General features: G+C 72.0%; 8 protein-coding genes. 4 read left to right on the top strand and 4 right to left on the bottom strand.

Annotation, left to right across the window (positions count from 1 at the left end; genetic code table 11):
- Nucleotides 1-99: 99 nt before the first annotated feature.
- Nucleotides 100-879, bottom strand: a complete 780-nt coding sequence (locus E1286_RS25120) for a TetR/AcrR family transcriptional regulator (protein WP_223190346.1) — start codon at nt 877-879, stop codon at nt 100-102.
- Between the two features lie 100 nt (nt 880-979).
- On the opposite strand from E1286_RS25120, the gene E1286_RS25115 reads away from it, so the two are divergent.
- The 4 genes from E1286_RS25115 to E1286_RS25100 all read left to right on the top strand — a co-directional run bounded on the left by E1286_RS25115 (nt 980) and on the right by E1286_RS25100 (nt 4,676).
- On the top strand, nt 980-1,708 hold the full coding sequence (locus E1286_RS25115; protein ID WP_246075105.1) for a CPBP family intramembrane glutamic endopeptidase: 729 nt from the start codon (nt 980-982) through the stop codon (nt 1,706-1,708).
- A 19-nt stretch (nt 1,709-1,727) separates the two neighbouring features.
- Entirely contained in the window at nt 1,728-2,186 is a 459-nt protein-coding gene (locus E1286_RS25110; RefSeq protein WP_187368217.1) for a GNAT family N-acetyltransferase, read from the top strand.
- 166 nt (nt 2,187-2,352) lie between these two features.
- Nucleotides 2,353-3,549 (top strand): acyl-CoA dehydrogenase family protein, encoded by a 1,197-nt coding sequence (locus tag E1286_RS25105; RefSeq protein ID WP_132616032.1) that lies wholly within the window; start codon nt 2,353-2,355, stop codon nt 3,547-3,549.
- A 17-nt stretch (nt 3,550-3,566) separates the two neighbouring features.
- Nucleotides 3,567-4,676, top strand: a complete 1,110-nt coding sequence (locus tag E1286_RS25100) for an acyl-CoA dehydrogenase family protein (protein ID WP_165969903.1) — start codon at nt 3,567-3,569, stop codon at nt 4,674-4,676.
- A 52-nt stretch (nt 4,677-4,728) separates the two neighbouring features.
- Here E1286_RS25100 and E1286_RS25095 read toward each other — a convergent pair whose 3' ends face one another.
- The 3 genes from E1286_RS25095 to E1286_RS25085 all read right to left on the bottom strand — a co-directional run bounded on the left by E1286_RS25095 (nt 4,729) and on the right by E1286_RS25085 (nt 8,229).
- Nucleotides 4,729-5,361, bottom strand: coding sequence for a TetR family transcriptional regulator (locus tag E1286_RS25095; protein ID WP_132616028.1), 633 nt, complete (start codon nt 5,359-5,361; stop codon nt 4,729-4,731).
- A 73-nt stretch (nt 5,362-5,434) separates the two neighbouring features.
- Complete coding sequence (locus E1286_RS25090; RefSeq protein WP_132616026.1) at nt 5,435-6,592, bottom strand: thiolase C-terminal domain-containing protein; 1,158 nt, start codon at nt 6,590-6,592, stop codon at nt 5,435-5,437.
- Nucleotides 6,592-8,229, bottom strand: a complete 1,638-nt coding sequence (locus E1286_RS25085; RefSeq protein WP_132616023.1) for an MFS transporter — start codon at nt 8,227-8,229, stop codon at nt 6,592-6,594. The genes E1286_RS25090 and E1286_RS25085 overlap by 1 nt, the downstream gene beginning before the upstream one ends.
- Between the last annotated feature and the right edge of the window lie 27 nt (nt 8,230-8,256).

Below are 8,256 nucleotides of genomic sequence, written 5' to 3'. Positions count from 1 at the left end.
GTTCATGTGTTGCTCGGGCTTGCCGGGTCCGGGTTCGCCGTCGTGGTGAGGTCGGTGACGGTGCCGATGGTCGTGCTCGTCGTCACGGCCGTTCTCGTGTCACCGCTGCTGCGGAGCGGTCTCCCCGATGTCGTGCGGTTCCTTCCACATGAAGCGGGTCTGGGTCTCGCCGGGATGCCCGCCGATCGCGCCACCGCGCTCGGGCCGGGCGCCGGGCTCGTCGTGCCGGCCGGATGGGCGGTTGGCGCGGTCGCCGTCGCCCGGCACGTCTTCGTCCGCGGGGACGGTCAGCGCCCGGTGCCACAGGTCGACGATGGCCGGCAGCGTGCCGGCGGCGTCGTGCGATGGCTCCAGCAGGGCGCCGTGGATCTGGGCCTCGATGCCCTGGACGGCCAAGAGCGCGTTCAGCTCGGGATCCGGTCCGCCGGCGCCGAGACGGCGGAGCTCGGCGGCGAGGGCGGCGGCCATGCGCTGTTCTGCCGCGCGGAAACGGGCCACCAGGCCGGGGGTGCGGGGGCTCAGGTCGTACAGGAGCCGGTGCAGCGCCGGACGGTCGGTGTGCAGGTCGGCCACGCGGCGTACGAGTTCGGTCAGCAGCCCGTGCAGCCCGGGACGCTCCTCGCCGGCCTGGGAGAACACCTCGGAGACGTGCCCCTCCACCTCGGCCAGGCAGTTCTCGGCCAGCGCGACCAGCAGGGCGTCCTTGTTCGGGAAGTACTGGTACAGCGAGCCGATCGACACCCCGGCCCGTTCAGCGATCTTGTTGGTGGTGGTCTCACCGTAGCCGTGCCGCTGGAAAAGCTGAGCGGCCGCTTCGAGGATCGCCGCCACCGTCTCGCGTGAGCGCTGCTGGCGGGGCTGTTTGCGAGGCGTGAGCACGGGCCTCCTATGCGAGTACCGAAAACTGAGAATAGCTCGCATCATGGGTGGAGCGCAGCGCTTCCCGCCCACTTCTCCCCGCCGGAACGGAGCTCTCTTCGTGCTGCTCGACTACGCCGTCCTCATCGCCCCCGGGATCCTGCTGATCGGCGCCTGCTTCGCCCTCGCGCGGGCCGACCGCGATCCGCTGCTGCGCATCCTGCTGCTCGTCCTGGGATTCATCTTGATCCGGGACGCGATGACCCCGATCGGGTTCTGGCGCTTCGGGACCGCGGGCGTCGTGCCGTGGGTCCGCTTCACCGATCACGCGCCCACCCTGCTGGTCCTCGGCCTGGGCACGCTGGCCGTCACCGCGCTTCTGCTCCGGGACCGGGGGCTGCGCGCGCTCGTGCGCTGGGGCCGCCCCGGCGCCGCCGCGGTGGGCCTGGGCCTCGGCGGCGGCGCGCTGGCCGCCGCCCCGGTGCTCCTGCTCACGCAGCTCACCCCGCTCGGCGGGCGCGGGGGAGCGGTCGCCGCCGGGCTGCTGCCCGTCCTGCTGTTCTTCTGCCTGGCCGGCAACCTGGCCGAGGAGGTGCTGTTCCGCGGCTTCCTGCAGGGCCGGCTGGAGGAGGACGGCGCCCCCGTACGGGCGGCGCTGCTGTCGGGTGTGCTGTTCGCCGCCTGCCACGCCTTCCTCGCCACCACCGTCACCACCGTCGGCTGGCCCCTCCTGGCGTTCACCCTCGCGGAGGGCCTGATCTGCGCCTTCCTGCGCCTGCGCCACGGCGTCATCGCCGCCGCCCTGGCCCACGGGAGTGCGATCTTCCTGCTCTCGTGCGGACTGGCCTGACCGGCCTAGGCTTGCGCGCGTGGAGATCCGCCCCCGAACCCCCGCCGACCTCGACGCCTGCGTCGAAGCCCTCGCCGCCGTCCACGCCGCCGACCGCTACCCCGTGGACTGGCCGGACGACCCCGCCCGCTGGCTCACCCCTGACGACGCGATCGAGGCGTGGATCGCGGTCGAGGACGGCGTGGTGCTCGGCCACGTCGCCCTCACCCGCGACATGGAGGTCACCCGCCTGTACGTCGCCCCCGCCGCCCGGGGCCGCGGCGTGGCCCCCCGGCTCCTCGACACCGTACGTTCCGCCGCTGGGAACCCGCTGCGGCTGGAGGTCTCCTCCGAGGGCAAGGCCGCGATCGCGCTCTACGAACGGTCAGGCTGGCGCCGCACCGGCACCACCCGCGCCACCTGGCGCGACACCACCGGCGAGCCCGCCGTCCTGCACCACTACGTCAGCCCGCCGGCCCTGGGAAGCAACGAGAACTAGTTTCTCTAGTTGACACACGGCTATCCCGTCACCAACAGCGACACGTCGATCTCTTGACATGCGCGCCCCGAAGGAGAACTCTTTCGCTAAAGAGAACGTGTTCTCGTATGGGCGAACAGAGCTGGGGAGCGGCCCAGCGTACGGCCCGTCTCTGAGAGGAACGCACATGACGTCGATCGATGAGTTCCGGGCCAGGGCACGAGCCTGGCTGGAGCAGAACGCCAAGCCCTTCGACGAGGCCGCCGGCCACGACGGCGAGGGGACCTCGGTTCCGCTGGAAGAATCCAAGCGCTTCCAGAAAGCACTGTGGGAAGCGGGATTCGCCGGCATCACCTGGCCCAAGGAGTACGGCGGGCAGGGGCTGGGCGCCGAGGAGCTGATCGCCTTCAACCAGGAGGCCGCCGACTTCGAGCTGCCCACCGGCCCGTTCGTCATCGGCCTCGGCATGCCGGGGCCGACGATCCTCGAGCTCGGCACGGAGGAGCAGAAGAGGCGCCACCTGCCCCCGATGCTGCGCGGCGAGGAGATCTGGTGTCAGCTCTTCTCCGAGCCGAGCGCCGGCTCGGACGTCGCGAGCCTGCAGACCACGGCCACCCGCACCGAGACCGGCTGGGTCGTCAACGGCCAGAAGGTGTGGACCTCCGGCGCCCAGTACAGCGACTTCGGCGCCATCCTCGCCCGCACCGACCCCACCGTGCCCAAGCACAAGGGCATCACGATGTTCATCGTCGACATGCACCATCCGGGGGTCACCGTGCGGCCTCTCGTGGTGGCCACCGGGCACGCGCCGTTCAACGAGGTGTTCTTCGACAACGTCGAGGTGCCCGCGGACGCCGTCATCGGCGAGGTCGACAAGGGCTGGGACGCCGCGGTGGTGATGCTCCGCAACGAGCGGGTCGCCATCGGCGCCGGAGGCCGCGCGCGCACCAACGCGCTCGGCTACGACTCGCTGCTCGAGGCGGCCCGCACCCGCGGCCTGGAGAGCGACCCCGCCATCCGGCGCAGGCTGGCGCTGTTGTACGCCCGCGAGTCCGCGCTCACGGCGTACGGCCGGGTGCTGCACGAGGAGACCACCGCCGGCATCCAGATCGGCGCACGCGGCTCCGCCGCGAAGCTCGCCGGCGCCGAGCTGGCCCTGTGGGCCGCGGACCTGGCGCAGGACATCCTCGGCAGCGACCTCGCCCTCGGGTCGGCGGACCTCGACCGGGTGGTCGCGGCCGTCGTGGGCGCTCCCGGCGGCGCCGTCGCCGGCGGGACCAACGAGATTCAGCGCAACATCGTCGGCGAACGGGTGCTCGGCCTGCCGAAGGACCCAGGGGTCGACCGGAACACCCCCTTCAACCAGCTGAAGCTCTCCCGCTGACACCCTCAGGAGCTCACGTGTCACTCATCTTCACCGACGACCAGAAGAGCCTGGCTCAGACGGTCAAGCGCTTCGTCGCCGACCGCACGCCGCTGCCGAAGGTCCGCGAGGTCATCGGCGGCGACCGGTCGTACGACCCGGAGGTCTGGGCCGGCCTGGCCGGCACTCTCGGCCTGGCCGGACTGACCATCCCCGAGGAGTACGGCGGCGCCGGGGCCACCCACGCGGATCTGTCGGCGGCGCTGCGGGAGCTGGGCGCGGGGCTCGTGCCCTCGCCGCTCCTGGCGTGCGTCCTGGCGGCCGGCACGCTCGTCGCCCTCGACGACGAGGAGGTCAATCGGAAGCTGCTGCCCCGGCTCGCCGAGGGTCACGTCGTCGGCACGCTCGCCGTCAGCGAGCCGGGGAACCGGCAGTGGATCCCGGCGCGGCCGGCGACCTCCGCCGTGCGGTCCGGCGGTGGTTTCGCCCTGTCCGGCACCAAGGTGGCGGTGCTCAACGGCGCGGAGGCCGAGCTCCTGCTCGTCCAGGCCGCCGGCCCTGAAGGCACGGGCGTGTACCTCGTGGAGCGCCCGGCCGACGGCCTGACGGTGGCCAAGGACGACGGGGTGGATCCGACCCGCGGCACGGCCACCGTGACGTTCGACGGCACGGCGGCCCGGCTCGTCGCCGGGGACGCCGCCGCCGCTCTCGACCACGTGGCCGACCTGGCGAACCTCGCGATCGCCTCGGAGCAGTCCGGGGCCATGGGCGCCTGCCTGGCGATGACCACGGAGTTCGCCAAGATCCGCTACACCTTCGGCCAGCCCATCGGGGCCTACCAGGGCGTCAAGCACAAGCTGGCCGACATGTACAACCTGTGGGCGCTCTCCGACGCGGCACTGCGGGAGGCGACGCGAGCGGCCGACGAGGAGCCGGCGAAGCTCGGCGCGGCCGCCGCGGCGGCGCGGGCGCTGACGTCGCAGGGCTACCTGGCCTCCGCCAAGAACACCATGCTGCTGCACGGCGGCATCGGCTTCACCTGGGAACACGACGCCCACTTCTTCTACAAGAACGCCATCGCCGGCAACGTCCTGGCCGGCGACGCCGACTACCAGCTGGACCGGCTCGCCGACAAGCTCGGCATCTAGAACACGCGCGTGGCGGTGGGCGACCGGGGCGCCCACCGCCGTGCGGCCGTGCCTACCTGCCGGCCGCCGCCTCCACCGGCAGCAGCCGCTTGGCGGCGAACTTCAGGCGATCCTCGACGTATTCCGGCGTCATCCGGCCGTTCAGCCAGGCGACGACGCTGCTGCTCCACAACGATTCGAGCATGTGCAGCACGCGGTACTCGGCCGGGGTGGTGCGGTGCTCCGGGCCCCAGGCCGCCAGCGCCATGAGGTCGGCCAGGGCGGCGGAGTCGTCACCGCTGATCAGGGGCGAACTGTCGTCCGGCTGCTCGCCCAGGGGCTTGGGGATGTGGTACGCGCTGAGCGCGGCGTGCGCGAACCCGCGGTTGTACTGCATCGCCCGGAACGCGCGGTGCAGCACCTCGGCGGCCCGTCCCTCAGGGGTGCGCTGCCGCGGCGGGCGCTGCAGGATGTCCTTGCGCAGCTCGTCCAGCTGCACCTGGATGGCCGCGCTGAGCAGCGCGTCCTTGGAGGGGTAGTAGCGGTAGAGGGTCGACAGGGCGACGCCCGCTATGCGGGCGACCTCGCGCATCTGGACCGCTTCGTACCCGCCTCGAGTGGCCAGCGCCATGCCGGCTTCCAGGACGCGCTCGACGCGAAATGCCCGGGCCTCCGGCGTGCGTCCATGCCTGTTGACGCGGGTCATGTCTGTAAAGAGTACACGTTCTCGTGAGGGGCCGGGCAAGCGCCGGAGGCGGGTCTCCGGCGCTTGCCGCGGCTCAGCCCTGGTGGCGCGAGAGCACCAGGCTGCCGGCCGCGGCGAAGAACATCCCGACGCCCTGGACGAAGCTGATGCCGATGCCCGGGAGCTGCTCGACGGCCTCGCCGCGGAGCTGGCGCACGGCCTCCTGGATGGCGAACATGCCGTACATGCCGGTGTGGGTGTACGACAGGCCGCCGCCGTTGGTGTTCATCGGCAGCGAGCCGTCCTTGAGCGTGTTCCCCTCCGCGACGAAGTCGCCCGACTCGCCGCGTCCGACGAACCCGAGGTCCTCCAGCATGTAGAGCGGCACGTGGGCGAAGGCGTCGTAGGCCATGAAGTGGTCCACGTCCGACCGGGTGATCCCCGCCGTCCTGAACGCCTCCTCGCCGGCCCTGCGGAAGGCCAGGAACGAGCCCGGGTCCGCCATCTGCGAGACCAGCGGCCCCTCGGCCGACTCTCCCGAGCCGAGCAGGTACACCGCGCGCTCGCCGCCCGGCATGTCCTTCGCCCGCTCCGCGCTCGTGAGCACGAGCGCGCCGCCGCCGTCGGTCACCACACAGCACATGTCCCTGGTGAACGGGTACGCGATCGGCGGTCCCGCCAGCACCTCCTCCACCGAGGTGGGCTTGCGCCGGAAGGCGCGCGGGTTGTTCAGCGCCCACGTCCGCTGCGCCACGACGACATGGGCCAGGTGCTCCCGGGTCATGCCGCGCTCGTGCAGGAAGCGCAGCGCGGGCAGGGTGAACGTGGAGTACGGGGTCTGGGCTCCGTAGACGGCCTCGAACTGCCCGGCCGCCGAAGCCGGGTTGGGCGCCCACGGCGCCACGCCGACGCGCGAACGGCCGGACTCGCCATGGGTGATGAGCACGACGTCGGCGGCGCCGGCCGCGATCGCCGCCGCTGCATGGCGCACGTGCAGCATGAAACTGCAGCCGCCGACCATGGTCCCGTCGAGCCAGCGCGGCTGGATGCCGAGGTGGTGGGAGACCTCCAGGGCGAACGGACCGGCGGTGGCCACGCCGTCGACGTCCTTGACCGTGAGCCCGGCGTCGGCGAGCGCGTTCCTGGCCGCCTCGGCGTGCAGGCCGAGCACGGGCACGTCGGGTCGGACCCCGACCTCGGTGGTCTCCGAGGCGCCGACGATGGCGATGTCGCCGCGGTGCATCGACGTCATCACGCCACCGCCTTGGCGGCGGCGAACACCGGGAGCGTGAAGTTCTCGCGTTCGACGAACGTGACCTTGAGCGGCATGTCGAGCTCCAGTTTCTCGGGGTCGGGTTCCACTCCGACGATGTTCGTCATCATGTGCGGCCCCTCGGCGAGTTCCACCAGCGCCACGATGACCGGGGTGCCGGGGTCGAAGGGCGGCAGCGGCCGGTAGTTGATCACGTACGACAGCAGTCGCGCGTCACCGCTGACGGTCGTCCACTCCACGTCGCCGGAGCCGCACCGGGGGCAGAACGGGCGCGGGTAGAAGTAGTGCCGCGCGCAGGAGACGCAGCGCTGGATGCGCAGCTCCTTGTTCGCGGCGCCCTCCCAGAAGGGCAGGGTCTCCGGAGTGGGTGCGGGGGCCGGGCCGGGCATGGCGTTTCCTTTCGCTGGAGGAAGGAGGGGAGTGCCTGAGGAGCGGCTGAGTGTTTCGCGCATCGCCAGGGAGCCGACCACGCCGATGCCCAGGATCAGGGTGGTCAGGAGGAAGGCGGCCTCGAAGGAGAGGACATCGGCGATCGCGCCGACTACCAGGGGGCCGATGATGGCGCCGGCGTCGGACGCCATGCTGAACCACGCCACGTTCCTGGCGCGGCTGTGGCCGCTGATGTCGGCCAGCACGGAGGCCGGCGTCGTGGACAGGCCGGCGCCGGCCAGGCCGAGGAGCACCATGGAGGCGACGAAGGCCGCTTCGCTGGACGTCACGGCCAGCAGCCCCACGGCGACGGTGCCGGTCAGGCCGGCCGTGATCATCGCCGGCCGCCTTCCCCGGGCGTCCGCCCACTGCCCGAACGCCGGCACGAAGACCAGCTGGGTGACGGCCGTGCTGAGCATCGCCAGGCCGACGAAGGTGCCGCTGCCGCCCAGCTCGTTGTTGCCGAACATCGGGATCACCGAGTTGCGCATCCCGTAGAACAGCCAGCCCGTGCCGAAGCTCGCGACCAGGATCGCGACGAAGGCGCGCAGGTACACGCCACGGGAAAGGGCCGGCGCCGACCGGTTCTCGGCCGGCGCCGGCCTGCCGTCCGGCTGCTCGGCGGGGCGCGAAGGGGTGAGCATGAAGTGGGAGATCCCCGCGGCGACGAACAGGGCCACCCCGTAGAACAGGAAGGGGAAGCGGGCGTTCACGTCGGCCAGCACGCCGCCGATCCCGGGGCCCGCGATGGCGCCGAGCATGAACCCCGTCTGGTAGACGCTCACGGCGTTCCCCCGGGAGTCCGGCGGCGCCAGGCGCAGGACCAGGGCCATGGCGGCGATGGTGAACGCCGAGCTGCCCATCCCGCCGACCGCCCGCAGCGCGATGAGCAGGGTGAAGTTCGGCGCGAGGCCGGCGACGACCATCGTGGCTCCCTGCAGCCACAGGCCCCAGGCGATGACCCGGCGCTCACCGAAGCGCTGCACGAACCGGCTGTTGACGACGGCCGTGGCCAGCCGGAACACCGCGAACGCGCTGATCGCCGCGCCCACGGCCGTGTTGCCCGCCCCGAACATGTCCGCGAGGAGCGGCAGAGCGGGCGCGACGACCCCGAAACCGAGCGCGACGACGAACGAGATCAGGGTGCAGACCCGCAGCTCCGGAGGCAGCGTCCTGAAACGCTTCATCAGACAGCCATCCAGGTGATTCGGTGC

Source organism: Nonomuraea terrae, assembly GCF_004348995.1.
Taxonomy (GTDB): domain Bacteria; phylum Actinomycetota; class Actinomycetes; order Streptosporangiales; family Streptosporangiaceae; genus Nonomuraea; species Nonomuraea terrae.
Note: the sequence above shows the minus strand (reverse complement) of the source record. Positions and strands in the feature narration are given on the sequence as shown.

Coding starts and splice junctions, on each gene's coding strand:
- E1286_RS25105 (WP_132616032.1), top strand. CDS start 2,353: ATGACGTCGATCGATGAGTTCCGGGCCAGGGCACGAGCCTGGCTGGAG.
- E1286_RS25095 (WP_132616028.1), bottom strand. CDS start 5,361: ATGACCCGCGTCAACAGGCATGGACGCACGCCGGAGGCCCGGGCATTT.
- E1286_RS25090 (WP_132616026.1), bottom strand. CDS start 6,592: ATGACGTCGATGCACCGCGGCGACATCGCCATCGTCGGCGCCTCGGAG.
- E1286_RS25085 (WP_132616023.1), bottom strand. CDS start 8,229: ATGAAGCGTTTCAGGACGCTGCCTCCGGAGCTGCGGGTCTGCACCCTG.